The organism is Devosia psychrophila (assembly GCF_000971275.1).
Lineage (GTDB): Bacteria > Pseudomonadota > Alphaproteobacteria > Rhizobiales > Devosiaceae > Devosia > Devosia psychrophila.
On the sequence record NZ_LAPV01000117.1, the window covers coordinates 1 to 587 of the forward strand.

Sequence of the window (587 nt, forward strand, 5' to 3'; positions counted from 1 at the left end):
GTCGAGGAGATCGCCGTCACGCCCGCCAACATCAACGACGGCAAGGCCGGTCCTGATACTCTACCCGACAATCCCGGCGAGGTGTTTGCCGACAGCGCCTATTGCGGCAACCATTTCGGCGACGCGGTGCGCGCCAAGGGCGGAACGCCGCGCATCGTCGCCACCGGTATGTGGGGCAAAGACGAAGCGGAAACACTGGCGCGCCTTGATGCCTGGAACCAACCAATCCACCGCATTCGTGGCCGGATTGAGAAGATCTTTGGCACCTGGAAACGAAGCTACGGCCTTCGCCGGATGCGATGGCGAGGGCTTGCCAAGGCAGGCGTTCAAATACGCATCACTGCCATCGCCTACAATATGAAACGCAGTTTGAACATCATCGCCATGGCTGGATAGCGTGCAAAACTTGACGGACGCTCACACGGGAGCGTCACAAGCCACAGCCGACGACGTTGGCGCTGATATCTTTGTGCCATCTATGTCAATCGGACACCGGATATGAGCGCCCAATGACAGCCATCCACCTAGAAAGCCGAAAAGCTCAAACAAAATCAACGCAAAAGCTCCCCGCGCACAGGTCTCATTAG

1 protein-coding gene is annotated in these 587 nt (G+C 57.9%); it reads left to right on the forward strand.

Annotation, left to right across the window (positions count from 1 at the left end):
* A partial coding sequence (locus WH91_RS10690; RefSeq protein WP_046171006.1) for a transposase occupies positions 1-396 on the forward strand: 396 nt, incomplete at its 5' end.
* Between the last annotated feature and the right edge of the window lie 191 nt (positions 397-587).